Origin of the sequence: Rhodococcus sp. YL-1, from assembly GCF_001942025.1 — a bacterium.
In the GTDB taxonomy this organism is placed as follows: Bacteria; Actinomycetota; Actinomycetes; order Mycobacteriales; family Mycobacteriaceae; genus Rhodococcus_F; species Rhodococcus_F qingshengii.
On the sequence record NZ_CP017299.1, the window covers coordinates 4,484,300 to 4,509,076 of the forward strand.

Sequence of the window (24,777 nt, forward strand, 5' to 3'; positions counted from 1 at the left end):
AGGGGTTGCACATGACGGCATTCGGGCTCGACGAGCTTCCGGTCAAACCACGCATGCGCGGTTGGATCCATCTGTGGGCGCTCGGTGTCTCCGTCGTCGCGGGCATCGTTCTCGTCTCCGTAGCCGGCGCTCAGGTCGGCGCCAAAGCGGCTTGGGCAACCGCGATCTACAGCGTCACGATCTGCGGCCTCTTCGGCATCAGTGCGACGTATCACCGCATCCAGTGGCAGACGGTCAAGGGCCGTACGTGGATGAAGCGTGCGGACCATTCGATGATCTTTCTCTTCATCGCCGGCAGCTACACACCGTTCGCCATGCTCGGCCTCCCGACTCACACCGGCAAGATCATCCTCGCGATCGTGTGGGCAGGCGCGCTCGCCGGCGTCGCACTCAAGATGCTCTGGCCCACCGCCCCGAAATGGGTGGGAGTCCCGCTCTACCTGCTCCTCGGTTGGGCGATCGTTCCCGTGGTCGGTGAACTGACGCACCAGGTCGGTGTGGCGCCGATGGTGCTGCTGCTCGTCGGCGGAATCTTCTACAGCGTCGGCGCAATTCTGTACGCGACGAAATGGCCAAACCCGTGGCCCACGACGTTCGGGCATCACGAGTTCTTCCACGCCGCGACGGTCGTCGCAGCGATCTGCCACTACATCGCGGTATGGCTCGTCGTGTTCAACTGACTCGCCAGTTCCACCACCGTCGTCACCGGCCGATCACACACGAATCCCCGACAGATGTACGCGGCTTCACCTCCGTCGACGAGGGGTCGATCTGCAAGCAGCGGTGAAGAATCCGGCGCTCCGCCGACAACCACTGCACCACCCGGGGCAAGCAGCCGGGCATAGGCCAACAGCGAACCTTCCCCGACGACGGCCACCTGTATCGGACCACGCAACGACGCTTCCGCCACCGCGAGCCAGTGCCCCGCCGAGCGAGGCGCACGCTCGAGCGGCAGCGTGGCCCTCGCCAGCGCGTCCGCCGCGGCCTGGGCGTAACGAGAAGAGCGCTCGGCATCGGTCAACGCCGCTGCGGTCAACAGAGCCTCCGCGACGCTCGACGCACCGGACGGCGTCGCGCCGTCCAACGGGTCTCGGGGCCGAGTCACGAGCGACTCCGCGAAATCGGCCGTGTCGAACCAGCTTCCCGGCTCGGCCGGATCAGCGAAGTGGTCGACAGTGACGTCGAGCAACTGCTGCGCCGCATCGAGCCACCGCGCCAATCCCGTTGCCTGGTATAGAGCCAGGAGGCCGGTGGCCAACATTGCGTAATCCTCGAGCACGCCCGTCGGGGCGCCGACAGCCCCGCCGAGGGAAGCGCGACGCAAGTGACCGTCCACCAGGTGAAGGTCGAGAAGAGCGCCTGCGCACTCGGCCGCCGCGGTGATCCAGTCGGGTCGGTCCAGGGCAAGTCCGGCTTCCGTCAAGGCCGTGACGGTCAACCCGTTCCAGGCCGTCACCACCTTGTCGTCGCGGCCAGGCTGTGGACGCTGAGCCCGGGCGGCACGGAGAGCGTCGGAGACCGTCTGCCAGCGCGACCAGTCGTCGGGGTCACGGAGCAACTGCAGTACCGACGCACCCTCTTCGAAGGTTCCGGTATCGGTGACCCGGAACAACTCCGACGCCCACTGCCCGTCCTCCGCGCCGAGAATCTCGACCAGCTGCGTCGGCGTCCATACGTACGTGAGGCCTTCGACGCCGTCGGTGTCGGCATCGAGAGCCGAAGCGAAGCAACCGTTCTCGGTCAGCAGATCGGAGAGCAGGAACCTTGCGGTCTCCTCGGTGACGCGAGTGGCGAGGTCCGATCCGGTGCGCCGCGCCCAGTGCGCGTAGAACCGCAGGAGCAGCGCATTGTCGTAGAGCATCTTCTCGAAGTGCGGAACCACCCACTCGGCATCGACCGAGTACCGCGAGAAACCGCCACCCAACTGGTCGTAGATCCCGCCACGTGCCATTGCTTCGGCGGTGCGCTCGATGCCGCCGAGGATCTCGCCCGAACCCGTTCGCTCGTACTGTCGGAGCAGCCCCTCCAGTAGTGCCGACGGTGGAAACTTCGGTGCCCCACCGAATCCCCCGCGCGGGACGTCCTCGTCGCCGAGGATCGACCGGCCCGCCGCGTTCAGCAGCTCGGCGTCGATGGGTGCTCCGCCGTACGGAATCCCGCCCGACGCGCGCTGAAGTTCCGTGACGATCGACTGCGCCGCGTTGTCGACCTCGTCGCGCCGATTCGTGAAGGTGTCGACTATCGCTTCGAGAAGCTGTGTGAACGAAGGCATTCCGCCGCGAGGCGTCGGCGGGTAGTACGTGCCGCAGTAGAACGGTGAACCGTCGGGAGTCAGGAAACAGGTCATGGGCCAGCCGCCCTGGCCGGTCATCGCAACTGTCGCATTCATGTAGACGGCGTCGATGTCGGGACGTTCTTCTCGGTCCACCTTCACACAGACGAAGTTCGCGTTCATGACGGCCGCGATCTCGTCGTTCTCGAACGACTCGTGCGCCATGACGTGGCACCAGTGGCACGCCGAGTATCCGATCGAGAGGAGAATCGGCACGTTGCGCTCGCGCGCCCACTCCATCGCTTCTTCGCCCCACTGTTGCCAGTGGACCGGATTGTCGGCGTGCTGACGCAGGTAAGGGCTCGAGGACCCACCCAGGTTGTTCCGCATCCGTGGGTCCATCGCCGCTACCTCGTTCGTCTCAGGATTCTTGCTTGGGCTTCTTCTCGGTAGAGACGTTGGGTTCCGCCGGGCTCGGAGCAGTGATAGCTCCCCGGTCGGTGCCTTCGTCTGCCTGCTGATCGAGTTCGGGATGATCCGGTTCGAACGTCTCCGGCAGCTTCTTGAGCTGGCGGTTCATCGACCGAACCAGGAGGATCACACCGATGAGCAGCGCAAGAATCACCAGCAGGCCGACCGGAGACGACTTTCCGAACTCCGGGCCGGATGGGTTACTGGGCGTCTGAGCAAGAAATTGTGTGGTGCCGAGAACTACCTCGGCGGACAGAGCATTCACTTCTGAGCGTCCTCTTCGAGACCTGCGAACAGGTCGGTTTCCGGAATGGACGTGGTGACCCGCGTCTTGGCGAGCTCGAATTCCTCGGTGGGCCAGATCTTCTGCTGAATGTCGAGCGGCACAGCGAAGAACGAACCGTTGGGATCGATCTGCGTCGCGTGTGCGCGCAGAGCATCGTCACGCTGGGGAAAGTAGTCGCCGCACGTGACCTGAGTGGTCACCCGGACCATCATGTCGCCGCGTTCGGTCTTCCACTTCTTGAGCCAGTCCGCCATCGGGAACGGCTCTCCGCGACGCTCGTACTCCTCCTGGAAGAGTTCGAGGCGCTTACGGATGAATCCGTGCGAGTAGTAGACCTTCTTGATTTCCCACGGCTGACCGTCCTCGGGGAAGTACTCGGGATCGGCGGCGGCTTCGTAGGCTGCCATCGTCACCTCGTGGCACCGGATGTGATCCGGGTGCGGGTATCCGCCGTTCTCGTCGTACGTCGTGACGACGTGGGGACGGAACTCGCGAATCACCTTGACCAGAGCGCGCGTCGACTCTTCGAGCGGAACGAGGGCGAAGCACCCTTCGGGCAGCGGCGGAAGAGGGTCGCCCTCGGGAAGCCCGGAATCGACGAAACCGAGCCAGCGCTGCTTCACGCCCAGGATGCGAGCGGCCTCGGCCATCTCCTCCTGGCGAACTTCGCTGATTCGATCGCGGACACCGGGAACGTCCATGGCCGGGTTGAGAATGTCGCCACGCTCACCCCCGGTGAGCGTCAGGACCATCACTTCGTGGCCTTCGGCTGCATAACGGGCGGTGGTGGCCGCACCCTTGCTCGACTCGTCGTCGGGATGGGCATGGACGGCCATGAGCCGGAATCCGCTCACGTGTTCGTTCACCTCAACTTCACCTGTAGCCGTTGCCGGCAGTTCACCTGTAGCCGTTGCCGGCAGTTCACCTGTAGCCGTCACCGGCAGTCTTCGAATCACACGCTGTGCACCGCTCGGATTACTCCGGGCCGTTGCGGTCAAACGTACCGACTGCCGACAAACCTACCGACGGCGCGACGGGATACGTCCTCTATAGTTCCACCCGAGAGTTCCTGGCGCAGCCGTGACCCCTTCGGTAATCCGGCGGGACACAGTCAGTTGCTGCACGACACGCGAACTCGAGTCTTCGAGAGCAGAGTGATGAGCAAACCGCTTCCCCAAGATCGGTACCCGAGCACAACTCGCACGGGCAGTCCCCGCAAGTGGATGGTGTGGGCTCTGACCGCTCTCGTCATCGTCGTAGGCGGCGGAATCGCGTACTACGCGTACGGAAAATTTGCGGTCAAGGAAATCGAGACCGAGACCATCTCGTTCGACATCGCCAACGACTCCACGGTGAAGATCCGTTTCACCGTCACACGCGACGACTCGTCGCGTGAAGCGATGTGCATCGTGCGCGCACGCTCGAAGGACGGCTCCGAAACCGGTCGACGTGAGGTCTACGTCCCGTCGTCGGAACATCAGACCCTCGAGTTCAACACCGAGGTCAAGACGTCCCAGCCGCCAGGCATGGCCGACGTCTACGGCTGCAGCTTCGACGTTCCGGAGTACCTGACCAAGAGCTGACCTCGGAACGCACCCACCCTGCCGGACGTTTGACGCCGGACAGGGCGGGTAGTCATGCGTGATAGAATTGCCCGATACACGGTTCCGGGTGGAACCGTGTATTGCTGCATTGACGCAAGGTTTGACGGCAAGGTTGCATCCCTGGTGGTGCTTCTGTGTCGTTGTTCGCTGCTGTTGCAGCGATCGTCGAGGGAGCCCCCGGCTCCGACTACTAGGGAGTGATCGAGATGACCGAGACCCAGGTGACCTGGCTTACCCAGGAATCACATGACAGGCTCAAGAACGAACTCGACCAGCTCATCGCCAATCGCCCGGTCATCGCCGCCGAGATCAACGAGCGTCGCGAAGAGGGCGACCTGAAGGAGAACGGCGGCTACCACGCTGCCCGCGAAGAGCAGGGTCAGCAGGAAGCCCGCATTCGCCAGCTCCAGGAGCTGCTGAACAGCGCAAAGGTCGGCGAGGCCCCCACTCAGTCCGGTGTCGCACTGCCCGGATCCGTAGTCAAGGTCTACTACGACGGCGACGAGAGTGACACCGAGACGTTCCTGATCGCTACCCGCGAAGAAGGCGCACGTGACGCCAAGCTCGAGGTCTACTCGCCGAACTCACCGCTGGGCGGCGCGCTGCTCGAAGCCAAGGTCGGCGACACGCGTGAGTACAACCTGCCCAACGGCAGCACCATGAAGGTCACGCTGCTGAGCGCGGAGCCTTACCACAGCTGATCGGCTGTACCAGCTCTGAAAAGAAGCGCCACCCGACTCGGTCGGGTGGCGCTTCTTGCTCTGTCGACGCTCGCCGTTTCCTGCCCACTCACACCACGCGGCGAGCCTTCATGCCGGCGAAGATCGGGCCGACCTTCACCACGTCGCCGAACGTGGGTGCGTGAAGCATCTGACCGTTGCCGACGTAGATCGCCACGTGGCCGGGGCCGCCTGCCTGCCAGTTGCCGAACAACAGGTCACCGGGCTGCGCCTGATCCAGCGGGATCTCGACGCCGACACCCCACTGCGTCTCCGAGGTCCGGGGCAGAGTCACCCCGGTGGCCGCGTGGATCGCGTACGACGTCAGCCCCGAGCAGTCGAACCCGCCCATCGACGGCCCGTTGATGTTTCCGCCACCCCACACGTACGGCAATCCGAGAAACTTCAGACCGGCCTCGACGACGCCGCCCACCGCTGCGGCGAGGTTGTTGTAGTCGAAGGGCGCAAGCATCAGGGCGAACGAGTCCTGCAACGATTTGATCTGGGCGACGAACGGAGCGGCGACCGCCTGCTCCGCAGGAACCTCGCCCGACTTGTCTGCCGGAACGCCGCCCGCTTCGCGAACTGCGTCCGGCCCGACGTCGTAGGCAGCGAGCGCGAGGTCGACGGTATCGCCCTCGACCTCACCGGACTTCTGCCAGGACTGCGCTTGCTTGACGAGATCGCACAACCGGTATCCGGTTGTCATCACCGGATCGGCAACGCCCAGGATGTCCATCTTTCCGTCGCCGTCACCGTCCTTGCCGTATGCCGTCCACGCTGCGGTGGTGAAGCGGCCAGGCCCGCGCCCACCTTCCGGTGAGATGTCGGTATCGGGTCCGTACTTGAATCCGTTCTCGACCGAGTACAGCGAGGCGATCACCGCGGGCGTGATCTCCGAGCACAGAGCACCGGCCTTTTTGATCCACGGCGCGAACACTGCCACCGCTCCCACGGGCGCCAATGTCGCTCCCGGAAAGTTGGAGGGTACGGAAGGCACGATTCCCTCAGGTGTGTCCTGAGTTCGTGCCGGTCCGTTCCAGGCTGCAAGTGAGACTGCAGCATTCGAAGACTCGTTCTTCTCGACTTGTGCGGGCGCTCCGAGAGTTCCACTCATCACGCCCAGTGCGGTGCCGATCGACACAGCGATCGCCAGGACACCGACTGCCATCCGAACCTCCGATAAACCTCTGAAAATCCATGTACGTGGTCGTACCCGAAACTTGTCGGTGCGAACATCCACTCTTTCGAACATGCATTCGACACGGCTCAGTCTCGCGACTCCTGTAACCAATGTCTCATTTATCTCGGCGGGCGTTACGCAAATGACTACAGACGCCAAGGCTTTTCTCAGGTTCGGCGTGCAAGCTGAGTCCATGAGCGACGATCGGCCACGACCCGCCCGGGGACGCACTACGGTGTATCGACCCGTTCGCCTCGCCCTCGCAGCCACGGCTGTGGCGGGAGCACTCGCAAGCGGCGGACTTTCACTCGTTTCTTCTCCCACTGCCACGGCACTCGCACCGGACACGTCGGCTTCTCACACCAAGAATCCCGTAGCGAAGCGGCCCGTCGTGGTCGCCGGATTCGGAACCCCGGACGCCGTCTCCAACGGTTCGTGAGTACTCCGCGCTCGGCCTCCGAGTGGCTTACGTGGGGGGTTCAGGCCCGGGTCGTCGTCACCGACCCTGAAGTCCTTCCCTCCGCGGCCAGCCTGGTTCGCGGGTACCTCACCGCTGCCGACGCCGCCACCAATCGAGATCGTGCCGACTCCGAGATTCGTACCTATGTCAGCGCCGCGAGCAACGTCGACGGCGTCGCCGTGACCCCGATGTTCGCGCACTTCCTCGAAGACGCGTTGGCTGTCGCACGACTGACCGACGGCAAACTCACGCCGACGGCCGGGTCGGCAGACCCTCACTCCTGGTGGAAGATTCGCGTCGAGAACAACCGCGTGTACAGCCCGGACGACGTCGTTCTCGATCTGTCCGCGACGGCCCGCGCCAGTTCAGCGGACCACTGTGCCGCGTCCACTGCGACTCTTCTCGGGTGTGGCGTGCTGGTCGGCCTCGGCGGGGACATCGCGGTTGCCGGCCCGGCGCCGGAAGACGGCTGGCAGATTCAGGTGCAAGACCTGCCCGGCGACCCGACCTGCCAGGTAGCACTTCCGTCCGACTGCGGGATCGCCACGGCCAGCACCGTCAAGCCACTGCACCGCGAATCGACGGCGACGCCGATGTGGCGCACGGTGTCGGTGATTGCATCCTCCTGCGCCCAGGCCGCCGCATTCAGTCGGGTTGCGGTCGGCATGGGCGGTTCGGCCATCGACTGGCTACATCAACTCGACGTACCCGCCAGGCTGGTCGACCAGGAGTACCGCGTGACGGTTCTGGGCGGCTGGCCTGACGAGTAACTCGCCTCAGTTCTGCAGTCGTACTGCGTAACCGGCGCGGTCGAAGGCCGTCAGAAGTTCCGCCTTGTTGTCCGGACCACGCGTCTCGACGGTGAGGAAGACTTCCACTTCGTCGAGCGCGAGTTCGCCACCGGTACGGGAATGGATGACATCGACCACGCTGGCGCCGTTCGCTCGAACCACTTCGAGCAACGAGACCAGTGCGCCCGGCCGATCGTCGATGGTGATGTGAACACCGAGGAACCGTCCGGCCGCTCGCAGACCGTGCGAGATGACGTGCGTGAGAAGTAGCGGATCGATGTTGCCGCCGGAAAGCACGGCGCACACCGGCCCTGTCAGTCCCAGCTCCTCCGGAGTACAGGTCATCAAGGCCGCGACGGCCGCGACGCCGGCCGGTTCGACGATGAGCTTGGCGCGTTCGAGGCACAGCAGGAGCGCTTTGGACAGCGCTTCCTCGCTGACCGTCACCACGGCGTCGACATGGGCGGCAACTTCGGCGAACGGAACCTCGCCCGGGCAGCCAACGGCGATACCGTCTGCCATCGTGGACATCGACGCCAAGGCGGTCGGCTTCCCGGCTGCCAACGACGCCGGCCAGGCAGCCGCGGTCTCGGCCTGCACTCCGACGATGCGGACCTGCGGGCGTACAGCTTTGACGGCTGCAGCCACTCCCGCGATCAAACCGCCGCCGCCGGTGGGAACGAGGATCGTGCCGACCTCAGGCAGTTGCTCGAGGATTTCGAGCCCCACAGTCCCCTGCCCCGCCACGACGTCCTCGTGGTCGAACGGGTGGACCAGAACTGCTCCGGTTCGGTCCGCGAATTCGCGAGCGGCCACGAGCGCTTCGTCGACAGTCGAACCGTGCAGGTGGACCTGAGCTCCATATGCCTTGGTGGCCACCAACTTCGGCAGCGGCGCACCCGTCGGCATGAAGACGGTCGACTTGATTCCCAATTCTGTTGCAGACCAGGCAACTCCCTGCGCATGGTTACCGGCACTGGCCGCCACCACGCCCGCTGCCCGTTCCTCTGCGGAAAGATTGGCAATGCGGTTGTACGCACCGCGCGGTTTGAAAGAGCCGGTGCGCTGCAGGTTTTCACATTTCAAGCTCACGGCGAAGCCGGTGGTTTCGGACAACACTCGCGAGGCCACGACCGGGGTGCGTCGCATGACCGGGGCGAGCAGTTGCTGTGCAGCCTTTATCTGTTCGAGATTCACGCATGCCTCCAGAAAGTGCGCCTCCACACCCTCGTGAGGTGTGAAGGCGCACTGCAGATTCGAAGTCGAATTACTGTAGAGCGAAGATCAGGACAGCGCTTGCTCGATGTCGCCGACCAGATCGGAGGCGTCTTCGATGCCGACCGACAGGCGAACCAGATCGTCGGGAACCTCGAGAGCGGAACCGGCCGTCGAGGCGTGGGTCATCGCACCGGGGAATTCGATGAGGGATTCGACTCCGCCGAGAGATTCTGCCAGCGTGAAGATCTCGGTGCGCGAGCACAGGTCGAGAGCTGCCGCCTTGCCGCCCTTGAGGCGGACGGAGATCATGCCGCCGAAGCGTCGCATCTGCTTGGCCGCGACCTTGTGCGACGGATGCGAAGCCAGTCCGGGGTAGATGACGCCGGCAACCGCGGGGTGGCCGTCGAGCAATTCGACGACCTTCTCCGCGTTGTCACTGTGACGCTCCATGCGCAGCGCCAGTGTCTTGATTCCGCGCAACGTCAGGAACGCGTCGAACGGGCCGGGAACGCCGCCGGATCCGTTCTGCAGGAAGGCAAACGCGGTGTCCAGTTCTTCGTCGTTGCAGACGAGAGCGCCACCGACCACGTCGGAGTGTCCGCCGATGTACTTGGTCGTGGAGTGCAGCGCGATGTCGGCACCGAGCTGCAGCGGCTGCTGCAGGTACGGCGAGGCGAAGGTGTTGTCCACCACGATCTTTGCGTTGCCCTCGTGGGCGACCTCGGCAAGGAGCTCGATGTCACCGATATTGAGCAGCGGGTTCGTGGGCGTCTCGACCCAGACCAGCTTGGTGTTGGACTTCATCGCCGCGCGCACCGCATCGACGTCGGACACCGGAGCCGGGGTGTACTCGATCCCCCACTGCGTGAAGACCTTGTCGATGAGGCGGAAGGTTCCGCCGTACGCGTCGTCGGGGATGACCAGGTGATCGCCCGGTCGAAGTACCGAACGGAGCAGGCAGTCGGTGGCCGCCATTCCCGAACTGAACGCTCGGCCGTAGGTTCCGGATTCGAGCGCTGCGAGGTTCGCCTCGAGTGGGCGACGGGTGGGGTTACCCGTTCGCGCGTACTCGAAGCCACTGCGCATTCCACCGACGCCGTCCTGGGCGAAGGTGGAACTCGCGTAGATCGGCACGTTGACCGCACCGGTCAGCGGATCGGGTTCGTAACCCGCATGCACCGCTTTCGTGGAGAAACCCTGCCAGCTGATGTTGTCGGCCTTGCTGCGTTGCTCACTCATGGTCCCCAGCCTAATGGCGCCGGTGCCGGCGCAGGAATCCGAACTCAGGAATCCGAACTCAGGAAACCCAGGAGATCGTGGCGCGTGATGACACCGACCGGCTTGCCGTCGTCGACGACCATGAGTGCGTCGGTGTCACCGAGCGCCTTCGTGGCAGCCGAGACCGGCTCGCCGGAACCGATGAGCGGGAACGGCTTGCTCATGTGCTTCTCGACGGAATCCGCAAGGTGCGCACGGCCTTCGAAGACCGCGCTCAGCAGATCCCGCTCGGACACACTTCCGGCGACCTCGCCTGCCATGACCGGCGGTTCCGCACCCACGACGGGCATCTGGGACACGCCGTACTCGCGCAGGATCTCGATCGCATCGCGCAGGGTCTCCGACGGGTGGGTGTGAACGAGGTCCGGCAGCTCGCCCGACTTGCCACGCAGAACGTCGCCGACGGTGGGGACGTTGGTCTTGCCGTCGAGTGGGGTGCGCAGGAATCCGTACGACGCCATCCACTGATCGTTGAAGATCTTGGACAGGTAGCCGCGGCCACCGTCCGGGAGGAGGACGACGATCAGGGCGTCGGGGCCCTCACGCTTGGCTACTTCGAGGGCAGCGACGACGGCCATACCGCAGGAACCGCCGACCAGCAGTCCCTCCTCGCGGGCGAGGCGACGCGTCATCTCGAAGGAATCGGCATCCGAGACGGCGATGATCTCGTCCGGGATGGACGGGTCGTATGCCGACGGCCAGAAGTCTTCGCCGACGCCTTCGACCAGATACGGACGACCGGTGCCGCCGGAGTAGACGGAGCCCTCGGGGTCTGCGCCGATGACCTTGACCTTGCCGCCCGAAACTTCCTTGAGGTAGCGGCCGGTGCCGGTGATGGTGCCGCCGGTGCCGACGCCCGCGACGAAGTGCGTGATCTTGCCGTCGGTGTCGGCCCAGATCTCGGGGCCGGTGGTCTCGTAGTGGCTCTCCGGTCCGCCCGGGTTGGAGTACTGGTTGGGCTTCCAGGCGCCGGGGATCTCACGGGTGAGACGGTCGGAGACGCTGTAGTAGCTGTTCGGGTTGTCCGGCGCGACGGCCGTGGGGCACACGACCACCTCGGCGCCGTAGGCGCGCAGGACGTTGCGCTTGTCTTCGCTGACCTTGTCTGGGCAGACGAAAACGCACTTGTATCCACGCTTTTGCGCCACGAGCGCCAAGCCGATTCCGGTGTTGCCCGAGGTCGGCTCGACGATGGTGCCGCCCGGCTTCAGTTCACCCGAAGCCTCGGCTGCGTCGATCATCTTGACGGCGATGCGGTCCTTGGAGCTACCGCCAGGGTTGAGGTATTCGACCTTGGCTGCCACCGTGCCGAAGTTTTCGCCCGTGACGGACGTGAGCTTGACGAGTGGGGTGTTGCCGATGAGGTCGACGACGTGTTCCGCGATGCGCATTCGTCCATGTTCCCAGATGAAAGAAAACGGTGCGCGCGGACGTCGGGCGAAGGTGGTGCAATCCGGCTAGATTGGCAAGTGTGAGTCGAACCGGACTGAAAGCGTCGGTGGCCACGGTGGTGGCCGGATCGAGTGCAGGCACGCTCTCCTGGTTGGGCTACAACTATCTGATGTCGCAGGCGGGGGCGGCCCGCGGGGTGATCGGTCGCAATATCGCCAAGCCACCCGAGGCGGACGGGGTGTACGCGCCCGGCGCCGACAACCCGGAACTCTGGTGGCGGGCCGTGCCCTTCGATCTCCACTTGATGATCTTCGGCGATTCGTCTGCGGCCGGCGTGGGCGCGCTGACGGCCTCGGAAGTTCCGGGTGTTCAGGTCGCGAAGCTGCTTGCGAGTGAAACCGGGAAGCGAATCCGTTTGAGCACCAAGGCCATCGGGGGCGCCACCTCCCGCGGGTTGAGTGGGCAGGTCGACGCCATGTTCGTCGCCGGTCCTCCCCCGGACGCTGCGGTGATCCTGATCGGCGCCAACGACGTCACCGCCAAGAACGCGATTCACGCGTCGGCTAAACGCCTCGGCGACGCGGTTCGACGCTTACGCGAGAGCGGCGCCGTCGTTGTTGTCGGCACCTGCCCGGATCTGGGGGTGGTCACGGCGATCCCGCAACCTCTGCGCTCCGTGGTGCGTGAATGGGGCCATCGCCTCGCACTCGCCCAGGCGGCCGCGACCAGAAACGCCGGGGGTCATCCCGTTCCACTGGCCGACCTGCTGGCCAAGGAATTCCTGGCCTCGCCCGACACGATGTTCTCGGCCGACCGTTTCCATCCGTCCGCGGCCGGATACGAACTCGCGGCGAAGCAGATCGTCCCGGTTCTCGCGTCGGCTCTGGGTGAATGGCAGGGTGGCCCGCTACCCGAGCTCCCCCACGTTTCAGAGGCGGCGCAAGCCCGCACCGTCGCGGCCCGACTGACGGCGGCGGCAACCCAGTGGAAAGCCTTCGCGAGACGCACCAAACCTGCAGGTCAGCACCCCGACGTCAACTGAGTGAGACTGCGTGACCACCATCTGGGAGCGGCAACGTAAATTGTAAGTCGAAGCTGCATTCAACTTGCCCTGCTCGACGGCGTTTCAAGCCGCCCTCGAGCAGTACACAAAAGGAGTTTTCATGCCCGAGGCAGTAATCGTCTCAGCAGTACGGTCGCCCATCGGCCGCGCAATGAAGGGTTCGCTCAAGGACATCCGCCCGGATGACCTCGCAACTCAGATGGTTGCCGCCGCGTTGGCAAAGATCCCCGAGCTCGACCCCACCGAGATCGACGACCTCATGCTCGGTTGTGGCCAGCCCGCCGGTCAGTCGGGCTTCAACATCGCCCGCGTCGTCGCCGTCCAGCTCGGCTACGACTTCCTCCCCGGTGTCACGGTCAACCGTTACTGTTCCTCCTCGCTGCAGACCACCCGCATGGCGCTGCACGCCATCCGCGCAGGCGAGGGCGACGTCTTCATCTCCGCCGGCGTCGAGTCCGTCTCCAGCTTCATCACCGGCAACGCCGACGGCCTCCCCAACACCAAGAATCCGCTCTTCGACGCAGCGCAGGCCCGTAGCGCCAAGCTCGCCGAAGGTGGAGTCGCCTGGACCGATCCTCGCGAAGAGGGCCTGATCCCCGACGTGTACCTGGGTATGGGCCAGACCGCGGAGAACGTCGCTTCCGCCACCGGAATCACCCGCGAAGACCAGGACCGCTGGGCAGTTCGCAGCCAGAACCGCGCCGAGGAAGCCATCGCTCGCGGCTTCTTCGAGCGTGAGATCACGCCCGTCACGCTCGCCGACGGCACCGTCGTCTCCAAGGACGACGGCCCCCGCGCCGGCACCACCTACGAGGGCATCAGCGGCCTCAAGCCCGTCTTCCGCCCCGACGGCACCGTCACCGCCGGCAACGCCTGCCCGCTCAACGACGGCGCAGCCGCACTGGTGATCATGTCCGACACCAAGGCGAAGGCACTCGGCCTGACCCCGCTCGCTCGCATCGTCTCCACCGGCGTCTCGGGCCTGTCCCCCGAGATCATGGGCCTCGGCCCGATCCAGGCCGTCAAGAACGCCCTGAAGATCGCCGGCAAGTCGATCTCCGACATCGACCTGTTCGAGATCAACGAGGCATTCGCAGTGCAGGTCCTCGGATCCGCTCGCGAACTGGGCATCGAAGAGGACAAGCTCAACATCTCCGGTGGCGCGATCGCGCTGGGTCATCCCTTCGGTATGACCGGTGCCCGTATCACCAACACCCTGATCAACAACCTGCAGGAGCAGGACAAGACCTTCGGCGTCGAGACCATGTGTGTCGGCGGCGGACAGGGCATGGCAATGGTGATCGAGCGCCTCAGCTGATCCCCTGAGCACGTCGAAAGCGGCCGCCCGGCTTCTGCCGGGCGGCCGCTTTCGTGTGGTCGTGTTTCAGGAAGTCGTGAACTTCCGAGCAAAACTCCCCAACTCGCGAATCAACTCTCGCGCAGCGTCGTCCTCACGCTGCACGGCAGCGCGAGCTTCGTCCGCCCATCCGTGACGGAGCAGTCGTTTGGCGGCAAGGACTGCCGGTCCGACGTTGGCGGCAATCTGCTCGGCACTCCCGCGGGCGCGTGCCTGTACCTGGTCGGCCGGCACGGCGGCTGTCGCCAGTCCGTAGGCGGCAGCTTCGACGCCGCTGAGCCACCGGGCCGACAGGATCAGCTCGGCGGCTCGCTGCGTTCCGATCACCTTGGGCAGCAACCAACTACTGGCAGCTTCGGGAGCTGTACCCAGCGAAGTGAACGGTGCACGCAGACGTGCGTCCTCGGCAACGTAGACGACGTCGCAGTAAAGCAGCATGGTCAGGCCGATGCCGACGGCAGCGCCGTGTACCGCGGCGATCAATGGCTTCGGGAACTCCACCAGCGCGACGATCAGCGGCGCGAATGCGTGGCCGAAGTCGGCGTTGTCTGCGCCTGGTTCGGCGAGTGCGCGTAGGTCGACGCCACTGGAAAATGCCTTGCCTGCGCCCTCGACGATCACCACGGCCACGGCTTCGTCCGACGCCGCGTCGTCGAGCGCTTTGGTGAACGCTCGAAAACCGGCTGCATCAAATGCGTTCAGGCGACTCGGATTATTGAAGGTCAGCGTTCGCACTGCTCCGGCATCCGCGACCAGGATGGGTTCAGAGGTGTTTGTCGACATTCGCTCCCCTTCGTTCCAAACCAAGCAGTTGCTAGGTATCCAAGCACCGTAACCGTCCACAGACGACAAAAGAAGGGCCCCTCGCGGGGCCCTTCTTCGTGTTACGGATCGACTCGAGAACTAGTCGTTGTTGAAGTAGCTCAGCAGACGCAGGATCTCGACGTACAGCCAGACCAAGGTGACGGTGAGGCCGAATGCGACGCCCCAGGCTGCCTTCTCGGGCGCCTGTGCGCGGATCAGCTGATCAGCGGCGTCGAAGTCGAGCAGGAAGCTGAAGGCTGCGATGCCGATGCAGACGAGGCTGAAGATGATGGCGAGCGTTCCGCCGTCACGCAGTCCCAGTCCGCCCTCGGTGAAGAAGCTCGCGACGAGGTTACCGAGGGCCAGAACGACAACGCCGATCAATGCGCCGATGATCATTCGCGTCAGACGCGGTGTCACCCGGATCGCACCGGTCTTGTAGACGACCAGCATGCCGAAGAACACGCCGAACGTTCCGAGGACTGCTTGCGCGATCAGTGCGGATCCGCCGACGCCACCGAATTGAATATCAGTGAACATGAACGACAGCGCACCGAGGAACAGACCCTCGGCGACGGCGTACGCCAACACGATTGCCGGGTTGTCCATTTTGCGGCCGAACGTAGCGACCAGAACCAGAACGAGGCCGACGAGACCGCCGCCGATGACCAGCGGGGCTGCGAGGTCGACGTTGTTGTTGACCAGGAAGTACGACACCAGTGCCGAGATCGTCAGCACACCGAGCGTGATGCCCGTCTTGGTGACGACGTCGTCGATCGTCATGGCCCGCGAGGTGGGACCGGTCTGGTACGGCTCGGCCGGAGCGTACTGCGGCTGACCGAACTGCTGGGTTGCCTGCGAGGCGCCCGCCGTCGCAGATCCGAACGAGGCGTATCCGTTGCCCTCTTGCTTGGGCAGATTGCGGAACACCGGGTTGCTGGTGGTGCGCACCGTGATCATCCCTTCATCGTGGTGGCCTACGACGGGTGCGTCGCGGGTTCGCCGGACGGATCCGAGTTTCCGACACGGTCCGTGTACCTGACTAAAAGTAAAGCACTCGTAATTTACAACGTCGAAGCTTCGGTTGTAGTTCCCGGCGCATTTCCGGAAGATCAACACTCTTCGACACTCGTCCCTTTTCGATACTAGGACGGTTTGACCGACTTCATCACGATGAACTTCGCGTTCTTCGCCATCGCCTCGCTCGGACCCACCGCGGCTTTCAACGGTTCGCGATACCCCAGATGCGCGTTGTGAACAGTCCACAACTCGCCACCGGGACGCAGGACACGGCCGGCAGCTTCGAACATCTTGAGTGCTCCGCCGGTGTGGACCGCCGCGCCGACGTGGAACGGCGGGTTCAACAGAACCAGATCCGCGCTCGCACTGGGCAACGAACTCACGGCGTCGTCGCGCAGGCCGCTCACTCGATCGCCGACGCCATTTGCGGACGCGGTCGCCAGAGCCGAAGCGACGGCTGCCGAGGACTGATCCGTTGCGATCACGTGCACGTCCGGGAACTTCCGCGCGATCGCCGCCGCGAGAATGCCGCTGCCACAACCCAGGTCGATCACGTCGCTCAGCGGATCGACCGCAATCTTTCCGAGGTTCTCCAGGAGCAACCGGGTGCCGATGTCCAGGCTCGCACCGGCAAACACTGCGCCGTGAGCAACGACGTCGAGGTCGAATTCGTCGAGGCGTTCGGTCACCGGGAACGTGATAGCAACATCGGGCTTCGGTTCCGAAGCCTTGAGTACGCGGGACTTCTGACGCCCACGCGAGGCGCTGACGTCGGAAAACGATTCGCCGAGAACCTTGTTCATCGCCGGGGTGATGTGCTTGTCACGCCCACCGGCGAAGACACGAACCGCCGGGTCGGCGTGAAGCGCGATCAGCTGGGCGATCTCGGCAAGTTCGGCGAGGCTACGCGGCAATTGCATGAGCACGACGCGGGCGCCGCTGAGCAACTCCTCGTCCAGTCCGTGCGAGGTGAAGGCGTCACTGAATCCGAGTTCGCGCGCATTGTTCGCGAGGGCCAGCTCTCCGGTGAGCGGATCCTGGTGAACGCGCACGGCGGCGATTCCGTGCACGAGCGCAACACCGGCAGTCAGCGCACCGTAGTGATCGCCGATCACGACGACGGTGCCCGCCGGTGCCGCGGCAAGAGCGTCGGCGGCCTCGTCGAGGATCAGACGATCAGCCGCATCGACGGCAAAGAGATTGGGTGCCTCGACATCGGGGAATCGGCGCAGACGATCGAACAGTTCGGGTGTGTCGGACATGCCACCAGTCTTTCAGGTGGAACTACGCAACACTCAATCCCCCGACCAGCAGGTGATCAGTTCGACATCCCTGTCAGTTCGACATCCACTGCACGACGTTGTCGACGGTTTCGCGTTCGGTGCGGAATCCGTTCACCGGGTGGTCGGCGTCGGGGTATCCGAACGAGATCGCGCAGACAACCTTGCGAGTGTCGTCGATACCGAAATGCTCGTGAATGAACTTGGAGCTGCCCGCGAGCGCCGCCTGCGGAATGGTGGCGACCCCCAGACTCTGGGCCGCGAGCAGGAAGCTGTTCACGTACAACCCGCAGTCGACTGCGCCGTAGGTGCCCAATGCCTCGTCGGTGGTGATGATCGCGACGTGGGGAGCGCCGAAGAGCTCGAAATTCTTCATCGTCTGTGCCGCGGATCCGGCGCGGTCACCGTGCTCGATTCCGACGCTCGAATACAGCGCCATCGCGCAGTCGAACCGACGCGACTTGTAGATGCCCTGGTACGCGCGCGGGAACTCGAAGTCCGACTCCTGGGCGTTGGCCATCACGTACTCACCGAGGCCGGCGCGGAATCGCTCGGTGCCCTCCCCTTCGGTGATCGCGACCTGCCACGGTTGCGTGTTGCACCACGACGGCGTCTTCTGCGCCAGCCGAAGGATCTCCTCGATCACCTCACGTGGCACCTGACGGTCCTCGTAGGCGCGGCAGCTGATCCGGGCGTCGAGCAACGCTTCCAGGCTCGTATCCACGACGATGCTCTCGGTCATGTGTTCTCTCCTCGATCAGGCTGCACTACAACACTTCGCACGATAGAACTACCGCCTCGACGCAATCGTCAGCGGGTCACCTTTGCGAACGCCGACACCAGCTCGCCGAACTCTGCCATCGCCGCATCCGGATCCGGATCTACTGCTGCCAGCGCAACCAGCACATCGGTGGCACCGGATTCGAGCAGCTGCTCGGCGCCGATCATCGTCGCAGGGAGGTCGATCGAACCGTCGGACCCGCGTACGACGGTCAGTCGCCCACGGACCTGCAATTCCGCTGGATCGCGTCCGAGATCCGCCATCGCTTTGCCGATGACGTCGATCCCTTCACGTAGGTCGTCGTCCGCGGCACCCATGATCGGAATCCACCCGTCACCCCAGGTTGCGACGCGTCGTACAACGGCCTTGGAGAGCGAACCGGACACCCAGATCGGGATTCCAGCGGCCGGACGGGGCGCGCAGTACACGTCGTCGAACTTCAGACGAGGGGTGTCGATGCTCGCCGGCGCCGAACTCCACAGGGCCCGGCACACTGCGAGAGCGTCGTCGAGCAGTGGTCCCCTTTTACCGAAGTCCATACCTGCCGCCTCGTATTCACGTTCCTGCCAACCTGTTCCGACGCCCAGGTCGAGTCGGCCCCCGGAGAGCAGATCGAGTGTCGCGGCCGTCTTGGCCAGTACCGCTCCCCCGCGCAGCGCCGCGATGACGATTCCGGTCCCCAAGCGAATTGTCTTCGTCTGTCCGGCAACAAAAGCCAGGACGGTCAGCGGCTCGAGCCAGTTGGCGTCGGGCTCGGTGGGGAACGCCGACCACGTGTACGCCGAGTTGTCCGAGCCCATCACCACGTGATCGGTGACGAGGACCCGGTCGAAGCCGGCAGCTTCCGCGTTCTGACAGACCTGCACGAGTTTCGCGTAGGAGTCCTCCGCGAGAGTGGTGCCGAAGTTGGGAACGTTCAGACTGAAAGTTGTCATGTGTCAAGCCTTTCGGGGCCGGTTGGTCCAGCCACCCTCTTCTGTGGGGAACCAGCCTCCGGCAGCGTGCGAGCCGCCGTCGACGTGGATCACGGTTCCGGTGATGTATCTCGCCAGGTCGGAAGCCAGGAACAGTGCGGGGCCGGCAATGTCGACCGGCTGGCCCGGTCCGCCCAACGGTGCCCACCCCGGCCACTTGTCCCAGTCGTCGGCGGGAACGATCGTGCGATACGGCACCTGTACCGACTCGATCAGATCCGGGGCAATGGCGTTGACGCGCACTCCGGTTCGACCGATCTCCACACCAAGGCTCCTGGTGAACTGTGTCAGCGCGGCCTTGTATGCCGAGTACATCGTGTGGCCCGGGATCGCTCGATGCGCCTCCACCGTCGTCAGGTTCACGATCGATCCACCCAAACCGCGGTCGATCATGCCGGGAAGCAGGGCATGGGTCAGACGCACGACGTGATCGAAATTGATGCTGCCGGCCTCGGACCAGAAACCGGGATCCGTACCGGTGAACTCTGTCGGCGGGTTCAGGAAATGACCCACGTTGTTCACCAGGACGTCCGGCGCGAACTCGGTCAACGCGACGGGGACTTCCCGCGTCCGCACGTCGTACTCGAGATAGTTGATCGAACCACCTGCAGCCGAGTCGAATTCGACGTCGCCAAGAGGAGCCACGTCGACAACCAGAACTGACGCGCCATGCGATGCAAATGCTCGAACAATCGCTGCGCCGATTCCCTGGGAACCGCCTGTGACCACTGCCTTCTTACCCACCAACATCGGCCCTGGGGAGTACGCCGATCCGACCACCACGAAGACACCCTTCTGCAGTTCGATGTGAAGCACTTCGGCGTACCGTCACACATCGAACGGCAAAACGGGCGCAAAGTTCTCACTCAGTGGTAGCCGCGACACCCCACCTGCTCGAACCGCCGAGTCGCCCATTCAAATAGCGCGGAATCTCGGCTGCCCGTATCGGCATTCCCTCGAGGTACCCCTGGATCACGTCACATCCGCACTCGGTCACTATCGCGCGCTGCCTCTCCGTCTCCACGCCCTCGGCGACGGTGTCCAGCCCCAGAGACTTGGCAATCGCGATGACGGCTCGCAAGACAGCGAACCTCGAATTCGAGGGATCCGCGTCCAGCGGTGCGACGAACGCCCGATCGATCTTCAACCGATCGAGCGGCAGCCGGGCCAAGCTGGCAACCGAGGAGAACCCTGTGCCGAAGTCGTCCATCGCAATGGCGATGCCGAGCGCCGAGAGCTGTACCAACACATCTCGGTCGGCGTCGTCGATGACCAACGATTCGGTCACCTCGATCTCGAGTCGGCTGGGGTGGAGGTTCACCTCGATCAGTGTCCGGCGTACCGAGTCGACGTATCGACTCGAACGCAGTTGCACCTGAGAAACGTTGACGGCAACCCGAATGTCCTCCGGCCACGTTGTCGCCGCCGTGCAGGCAGCCCTCAGAACACCTGCACCGATCGGCACGATCAAGCCGGTTTCCTCGGCGACCGAAATGAAGTCTCCCGGCGAGACGAGACCTGAAGTCGGATGGTTCCACCGCAGCAGAGCCTCGAACCCGACAACAACTCCCGTCGCGGCCGAGACCTGTGGCTGATAAACCAACTCGAACTCTTCGTCGATCAACGCACGACGAAGATCCAACAATGCCCTGGCCCTACCCGTCGCACGATCCCGCAAAGTCGCATCGAAGGCGCGAATCTGGTTCCGACCGCTCTCCTTTGCGTGGTAAAGCGCGAGGTCCGCGACAATCACCAGGTCTTCGAGGCTGTCGGCATCGTCGGGCATCGAGCCGTACCCCAGACTGGCACGAATGCGAATCTGGTTGCCGACCAGTGAAAATGGTCGTTCGAATGAGTCGAGAATCGTTTGGAATCTCTTCTCCACCTCATCTGCACTCCCGATGTCGTCGAAGGCTAGGTCGTCGAAGGCGATGGCGAACTCGTCACCCCCCAGTCGGCCACAGATCTCGTTCGATCGCAGAACGCTGTGCAGTCTGCCGGCAACATCGCGAAGCACGTCGTCTCCGATGTGGTGTCCCAACCGGTCGTTGATCGACTTGAAGTTGTCCAGATCCAGAATTGCCAGCCACACCCTGTGTCCGTCCCGAATCCGCGAAGACAGTTGAGCGTTGAAGCTGTACCGATTTCTGAGACCGGTCAACGAATCGATCTCTGCCAATCGCAAGATGTTCTGGCGCTGGTGATACGAGTGCGTGATATCGGATCCGACACCGCGCCACCCGTAGGTCGCCCCATCGCCACTGCCCGGGTGACCTGACATCGACCACCAGCGAGTATCGCCCCGTACGACGACCTGCATGGTGAGGTCCCGAAACGCCGTCCCGGCTTGAAAATTCGCGGCGAGGAGATCAAGGGACTTCCTGCCCACATCTGTTCGGGACGCACCGATCCCGATCAGGATCTCGTGCATTGTGCGGCCCCGAATCTGCGCTGCCGGCAAACCGACCTGCTCGGCGAATCGATACGACACGGTACTGGCGATACCGCGCGAATCGGTCTCCCAGAGCCAATCCTGTGCTCCGTCTTCGAGATCGTTGAGCAACAATTCGACGAGATCTCGTTCGTCCTCGGCTATCAGTTCGGCGCGTAGCCGTCTCTCGAAAAGTTTGGCCAACAGCAAAGTTCCGCTGTAGAGCGAACCTACAAAGACGACCAGCACCCCGATCAGCACGAAACGCGATGTGCCCGGTTCCGTCCAGAACGCCCCGGCCAACCCGACTCCCACCAGGCTGATCCAGACCACAGTGATTCCGCGAAACATCATGGTGGGAAACACGCCGACCGCGATCCCACCGATCAAGGTCGAGCTCAGTACCAACTCGTCACGAGGATCGAGCATCGGGAAGAGAACGAGAGCCAAGCACGCCAGGAGCACTCCCCAGACAATGATTTCGACTGTGAGTACCACCAGTTCGGTGGTCTGGGACTCGGAGACGCCGAGACGCGAGCGCCGGAGCCAATACACACTGAATCCAGCGCTCGACAACAGCATGACGCTCGACCAGGCGAAGGTGAACCATCCGGCATCCACCGGCAGAAGCACCACGATCGCTGACAAGGCAACCGCCGCGGTCAGAAACGACCACGGCAGTACGCGCGCGGTGAACCGCAGTCGTCGATCGAGTAGGCGACGGCGATCGTAATCCGAGAGGTGTTGTTCCGTGCCGCTGCGACCGAGTTTGCGCACCGACGTCCCGACGCGACGCCTACGGAGTACTGCCGGGTCACCCACGTCGGCCTGCTACCGCCGCTGCGACCGCGTCGACCGACATGGCTCCGCCGGCGATGTATCCCTGAACAGTCCTCACCCTTGCAGCGGCCACGGACTTCAAGTCCTCCTCACCGTCGACTCCCGAGACGACGACCTCCATTCCCAACGCGTCGACCAGATCCACGACAGCTTCGAGGATCGACCGTCCACCAGGCACTGCACCCGAAATGGAGCGCTCTATCCGGACTCGGGTGAACGGAAGGCCGGACAGTGATGCGAGCGAGGAGAATCCGGCGCCGAACTCGTCCACGGTCAGCGCGATTCCCATGTCCGCGATGGCGTGCAACGCAAACTTGGACTCGTCGGTGATCGCCGATGATTCGTTGAGTTGGAGCTCGAGCTGATGTGCACTGACACCTGATCGTCGAAGCGAATCCCCTATCGAGTCGACAAAGGAATCCGATTCGAGCTGACGCGTCGATACCGCGACGGCTACCCGCAGGTGATCAGGAAGGCACGACGCCGCCTCGCACGCCAGCTCGAAGACGGTCGTTCCTAGTGAGTACGCCAAACCGGTGTCGTCTGCGACGCTCATGAATTCCGCGGACGTCACAGCTCCGAGCCGGGCGTTGTGCCAGACCACGCGGACCTCCACGGCCACGATCTCGCGGGAGAGCACGTCGATCCTGGGCAGCAACTCGAGTTCGAGGTCCTTCTCCGCGACGGTGTTTCCCAAATCTTCGAGTAGGCGGGCCCGCCGATCGGCCACGGACTTCATCGAGTCTCGATATTCACGTACGGCCCCGCGCCCGGATTCCTTTGCCGCGAACAAGGCCAGGTCCGCAGCGCCCATCATCTCGTCGGCGGAGGACGGCAGCTCGTCGGGGAGGTAGTACCCGATGCTGCATCCGATCTCCAACCGCGTACCGGCCACTGTGATCGGCTCGTGCAGAGTTTCGATGTAGCGGCCGAGCAGAGTACGAACTTGTGAGCTGTCACCCACATCGGTGAAAAGAACCGCGAACTCGTCTCCCCCCAGACGTGCGAACAACTGTGACACCCCGCCGGCTTCGGACAGGCGATCCGCGACCTCTCGCAGAACCGCGTCGCCAACGGTGTGTCCCAGTGTGTCGTTGACCGACTTGAAGTTGTCGAGGTCGAGCATGGCCAACGCGAGACCACTTTCGCTTGTGTACGGCTCGCGCAGCAGTCGCTCGAGCTCGGTCCAGAAGCTGTGCCGGTTCGGCATACCGGTGAGTGCGTCCACACGACCCATCCGCACGATCTCGTCACTCTGCAGTTTTACTTCCGTGACGTCGGAACCGACTCCTCGCCAGACGAACTCGTCGGGTGTACGGCCGGGGCGCGGGCGTCCGGAGATCTGCCACCACCGAATTTCACCGTGAACTCGGACCGGAACGAGCACGTCGACGAATGCGGTCTTCGTGTGGCGGGCCTGCTGCAACTCCATGAGCGCATCGATCCCGCCGGGGATCCGTAGGGTGCCCAACTCCATGAACAGGTCCTGCCACGCCGTTCCCTGCAACTCGGTGGAGTCCAGCCCCGCTTCGACCGCGAGCCGCGTCGGGATTCGGTTGAACTTGCCTTTCTGGTCCGTCTCCCACACGAAGTCCCCGGCGTTGCCTTCGAAGTCTTCGAGAAGCATCTGCACGACCGATCGTTCCGACGCGGCGCTCAATTCAGCTCGATAGCGAGATTCCAGGTTGCCCGAGACCACTATCGTGCCGCCGATCAGAGCCGCGCCATAGGCGATCATTCCAATGAGAATTCGTTCGAACTCGGGTCCCGGCTGAAGCCAGAATGCCACCCCGAGGATTATCAGATTGGACAGGACCCAGGTGACCCCCACCACTCGCAACATCGCGGTGGCCACGGCTCCGGCACCGGTGATCGATGTGGTGACCGCTATCAGGATCAGATCGCCGGAATCGTCCAGGATCGGGTACAGGACCAGGGCGAGCGAGGAATACAGGATCCCGACTACAGCAAATTCGACGATGAGAAACGCGTAGGACATCCGGTACGTGGGTGTGATCAGGTTGAAATGAATGGCGAGACCCACGCACATCCCCACCAACCCGATCACGCCGGACAGCAATGGCCACACACGCGGCAGCGGTCCGCCGTCCGGGGGAATCACATACAACGTCAGCCCGAGTGTGACGACGAGGTGGACGGCAGCGGCCCATGGCAGCACGCCGAAGGTAACGGCTATCTGCTCACGAGTTACGTCATCACGTTGGGCGGGCGTCAGTCTTTCTCTCTGGCGGGGTTGCAGAAGCGACAGGACTGGCATCACTTACCTCCCGCTCCCACGACGCAATTGAATCGGACGTCCGACTCAGCAATTCTTCCGTAATTGGACGTTGCCGTGTCAACCAGTGCGTCCACCCTATTTCGGAGTCGCGTCTGCCCACAGACACAGTAATCAGCAAACTGCTGGTCTGCCGCAAGTTGGCGCCGCAAGTTTGATGCCTATGGGTTGAAATCAGACATGAGGGACAATGGCCGGAGATCGCCGATCACGTCGGTGGAGATTCCTCGACGGGTAACACGATCGGACTCATTCGA

The 24,777-nt window shown here is 63.7% G+C and carries 22 protein-coding genes; 7 read left to right on the forward strand and 15 right to left on the reverse strand.

From position 1 onward, the window contains the following. Window positions 1-11: 11 nt before the first annotated feature. A complete protein-coding gene (gene trhA, locus BH682_RS20635; protein ID WP_003945269.1) occupies window positions 12-680 on the forward strand; it encodes a PAQR family membrane homeostasis protein TrhA in 669 nt (222 codons plus the stop codon). On the opposite strand, the gene BH682_RS20640 is transcribed toward trhA, so the two are convergent. The 3 genes from BH682_RS20640 to mca are packed head-to-tail and all read right to left on the reverse strand — an operon-like array spanning window position 647 to window position 3,883. Beyond that, window positions 647-2,674 (reverse strand): thioredoxin domain-containing protein, encoded by a 2,028-nt coding sequence (locus BH682_RS20640; protein WP_075833957.1) that lies wholly within the window; start codon window positions 2,672-2,674, stop codon window positions 647-649. The genes trhA and BH682_RS20640 overlap by 34 nt on opposite strands. Before the next feature lie 19 nt (window positions 2,675-2,693). Continuing rightward, a complete protein-coding gene (locus BH682_RS20645) occupies window positions 2,694-3,008 on the reverse strand; it encodes a hypothetical protein (RefSeq protein WP_007726381.1) in 315 nt (104 codons plus the stop codon). Continuing rightward, window positions 3,005-3,883 (reverse strand): mycothiol conjugate amidase Mca, encoded by an 879-nt coding sequence (gene mca, locus BH682_RS20650; RefSeq protein WP_007726383.1) that lies wholly within the window; start codon window positions 3,881-3,883, stop codon window positions 3,005-3,007. Before mca ends, BH682_RS20645 begins: the two co-directional genes overlap by 4 nt. A gap of 303 nt (window positions 3,884-4,186) precedes the next feature. Here mca and BH682_RS20655 point away from each other — a divergent pair, with 303 nt between their 5' ends. Both BH682_RS20655 and greA read left to right on the forward strand, forming a co-directional pair. Then, the gene (locus BH682_RS20655) at window positions 4,187-4,612 is read left to right on the forward strand and encodes a DUF4307 domain-containing protein (RefSeq protein WP_007726384.1); all 426 of its coding nucleotides are present in this window, start codon (window positions 4,187-4,189) and stop codon (window positions 4,610-4,612) included. A gap of 227 nt (window positions 4,613-4,839) precedes the next feature. Then, complete coding sequence (gene greA / locus BH682_RS20660) at window positions 4,840-5,334, forward strand: transcription elongation factor GreA (protein WP_007726385.1); 495 nt, start codon at window positions 4,840-4,842, stop codon at window positions 5,332-5,334. A gap of 88 nt (window positions 5,335-5,422) precedes the next feature. Here the strand turns inward: greA and BH682_RS20665 are convergent, their stop codons facing one another. Next, entirely contained in the window at window positions 5,423-6,523 is a 1,101-nt protein-coding gene (locus BH682_RS20665; protein WP_003943296.1) for a C40 family peptidase, read from the reverse strand. 205 nt (window positions 6,524-6,728) lie between these two features. Between BH682_RS20665 and BH682_RS20670 the strand changes: the two genes are divergently transcribed. Together BH682_RS20670 and BH682_RS20675 are read left to right on the forward strand one after the other, a co-directional pair. Further along, a complete protein-coding gene (locus BH682_RS20670) occupies window positions 6,729-6,974 on the forward strand; it encodes a hypothetical protein (RefSeq protein WP_153211881.1) in 246 nt (81 codons plus the stop codon). Continuing rightward, on the forward strand, window positions 6,971-7,765 hold the full coding sequence (locus BH682_RS20675; protein WP_003943281.1) for an FAD:protein FMN transferase: 795 nt from the start codon (window positions 6,971-6,973) through the stop codon (window positions 7,763-7,765). The genes BH682_RS20670 and BH682_RS20675 overlap by 4 nt, the downstream gene beginning before the upstream one ends. 6 nt (window positions 7,766-7,771) lie before the next feature. Here BH682_RS20675 and ilvA read toward each other — a convergent pair whose 3' ends face one another. The 3 genes from ilvA to BH682_RS20690 all read right to left on the reverse strand — a co-directional run bounded on the left by ilvA (window position 7,772) and on the right by BH682_RS20690 (window position 11,673). Next, entirely contained in the window at window positions 7,772-8,935 is a 1,164-nt protein-coding gene (gene ilvA, locus BH682_RS20680) for a threonine ammonia-lyase (RefSeq protein WP_223304414.1), read from the reverse strand. Between the two features lie 135 nt (window positions 8,936-9,070). Continuing rightward, a complete protein-coding gene (locus tag BH682_RS20685; protein ID WP_003943272.1) occupies window positions 9,071-10,243 on the reverse strand; it encodes a cystathionine gamma-synthase in 1,173 nt (390 codons plus the stop codon). A 44-nt stretch (window positions 10,244-10,287) separates the two neighbouring features. Further along, window positions 10,288-11,673, reverse strand: a complete 1,386-nt coding sequence (locus BH682_RS20690) for a cystathionine beta-synthase (protein ID WP_003943292.1) — start codon at window positions 11,671-11,673, stop codon at window positions 10,288-10,290. Between the two features lie 71 nt (window positions 11,674-11,744). On the opposite strand from BH682_RS20690, the gene BH682_RS20695 reads away from it, so the two are divergent. Together BH682_RS20695 and BH682_RS20700 are read left to right on the forward strand one after the other, a co-directional pair. After that, window positions 11,745-12,716 (forward strand): SGNH/GDSL hydrolase family protein, encoded by a 972-nt coding sequence (locus BH682_RS20695; protein ID WP_075835403.1) that lies wholly within the window; start codon window positions 11,745-11,747, stop codon window positions 12,714-12,716. A 121-nt stretch (window positions 12,717-12,837) separates the two neighbouring features. Further along, window positions 12,838-14,055, forward strand: a complete 1,218-nt coding sequence (locus BH682_RS20700) for an acetyl-CoA C-acetyltransferase (RefSeq protein WP_019744600.1) — start codon at window positions 12,838-12,840, stop codon at window positions 14,053-14,055. Window positions 14,056-14,121: 66 nt separating this feature from the next. Here BH682_RS20700 and BH682_RS20705 read toward each other — a convergent pair whose 3' ends face one another. From BH682_RS20705 to BH682_RS20740, 8 genes are all read right to left on the reverse strand, one after another. Further along, a complete protein-coding gene (locus tag BH682_RS20705) occupies window positions 14,122-14,877 on the reverse strand; it encodes an enoyl-CoA hydratase/isomerase family protein (protein WP_075833959.1) in 756 nt (251 codons plus the stop codon). A gap of 120 nt (window positions 14,878-14,997) precedes the next feature. Then, window positions 14,998-15,849 carry a Bax inhibitor-1/YccA family protein gene (locus tag BH682_RS20710; RefSeq protein WP_190287587.1) on the reverse strand — a complete coding sequence of 284 codons (852 nt, stop codon included), beginning with the start codon at window positions 15,847-15,849 and terminating at the stop codon, window positions 14,998-15,000. A gap of 194 nt (window positions 15,850-16,043) precedes the next feature. Next, window positions 16,044-17,180 (reverse strand): class I SAM-dependent methyltransferase, encoded by a 1,137-nt coding sequence (locus tag BH682_RS20715; protein ID WP_007728811.1) that lies wholly within the window; start codon window positions 17,178-17,180, stop codon window positions 16,044-16,046. 73 nt (window positions 17,181-17,253) lie between these two features. Beyond that, a complete protein-coding gene (locus tag BH682_RS20720; protein ID WP_003943290.1) occupies window positions 17,254-17,940 on the reverse strand; it encodes a nitroreductase in 687 nt (228 codons plus the stop codon). A 68-nt stretch (window positions 17,941-18,008) separates the two neighbouring features. Further along, on the reverse strand, window positions 18,009-18,914 hold the full coding sequence (locus BH682_RS20725) for a TIGR03619 family F420-dependent LLM class oxidoreductase (RefSeq protein ID WP_050657062.1): 906 nt from the start codon (window positions 18,912-18,914) through the stop codon (window positions 18,009-18,011). A 3-nt stretch (window positions 18,915-18,917) separates the two neighbouring features. Continuing rightward, window positions 18,918-19,769 (reverse strand): SDR family NAD(P)-dependent oxidoreductase, encoded by an 852-nt coding sequence (locus BH682_RS20730; RefSeq protein WP_030536264.1) that lies wholly within the window; start codon window positions 19,767-19,769, stop codon window positions 18,918-18,920. 46 nt (window positions 19,770-19,815) lie between these two features. Then, window positions 19,816-22,206 carry a putative bifunctional diguanylate cyclase/phosphodiesterase gene (locus tag BH682_RS20735; protein ID WP_083954701.1) on the reverse strand — a complete coding sequence of 797 codons (2,391 nt, stop codon included), beginning with the start codon at window positions 22,204-22,206 and terminating at the stop codon, window positions 19,816-19,818. Continuing rightward, complete coding sequence (locus BH682_RS20740; RefSeq protein ID WP_223304408.1) at window positions 22,199-24,502, reverse strand: putative bifunctional diguanylate cyclase/phosphodiesterase; 2,304 nt, start codon at window positions 24,500-24,502, stop codon at window positions 22,199-22,201. The genes BH682_RS20735 and BH682_RS20740 overlap by 8 nt, the downstream gene beginning before the upstream one ends. Between the last annotated feature and the right edge of the window lie 275 nt (window positions 24,503-24,777).